Raw genomic sequence first — 461 nt, 5'->3', positions numbered from 1 at the left:
CGCTAATCGAGGGCGGCAAGGCAGCGCCACGGCCGCTGCGCCTGATCGGTGTCGCCGCCGTGCTGGCGAACCCTTGGGCGGGACGGGGTTTCACCGAGGATCTTTCGCCCGAGATCCGCGCTTGTGCGCCGGTGCTCGGAGAGACCCTGACGCGCGAGATCATCGCAGCCGCCGGCTCCGGCGAAGCGATCGAAGGCTACGGCAAAGCCGCCATCTGCGGCACGTCGGGCGAAGTCGAGCACGCTTCGGCGCTGATCCACACGCTGCATTTCGGCAACCACTACCGCCGCGCCGTCGGCGCCAAGACCTATCTTGCCTTCACCACTCTGCGCGGCGGGCCAAACACGCCGATCATGATCCCGCTTATGGACAAGAACGATGAGGGTCGCCGCTCGCACTATCTCACGGTGCATTTCCAGATCGGCGACGCACCGCCGCCCGACGAGTTGGTGGTGGCGCTC

At 67.0% G+C, this 461-nt stretch carries 1 protein-coding gene; it reads left to right on the top strand.

The window, feature by feature from the left end; translation table 11 throughout:
- Positions 1-461: amino acid synthesis family protein (locus EN845_RS33875; protein ID WP_135931273.1), on the top strand; the 461-nt coding region annotated here is incomplete at both ends.

Source organism: Mesorhizobium sp. M8A.F.Ca.ET.202.01.1.1 (genome assembly GCF_004791595.1).
Lineage (GTDB): Bacteria > Pseudomonadota > Alphaproteobacteria > Rhizobiales > Rhizobiaceae > Mesorhizobium.
This window is presented reverse-complemented; position numbering and strand designations above follow the sequence as displayed.